At 42.2% G+C, this 211-nt stretch carries 1 pseudogene; it reads left to right on the top strand.

Annotation, left to right across the window (positions count from 1 at the left end):
- Positions 1–211, top strand: a pseudogene (locus HMPREF2984_RS06885) (sigma-70 family RNA polymerase sigma factor); the annotation flags it as partial.

A 211-nucleotide genomic window follows, 5' to 3' on the forward strand; every position in this document is an offset into this window, starting at 1 on the left:
TCTATGTTTACTATAAGACCAAGTTCCGCAATCATATCCTAGACATCCTCCGTAAACAGGAAAGTCAAAAACGCAAACTCGATCGTCAAGCTTATGAAGAAGTGAGCGAGATTGGTCACAAGCTCAGCCTAAAAGAACTATATCTGGATGAATTGGTGATTCTCCGAGACCAGCTAAAGAGCTATCAAGCTCAACTGAGCCCAGAGAAACA

This window comes from Streptococcus sp. HMSC066E07, assembly GCF_001814695.1.
GTDB classification, from domain to species: Bacteria; Bacillota; Bacilli; order Lactobacillales; family Streptococcaceae; genus Streptococcus; species Streptococcus hominis.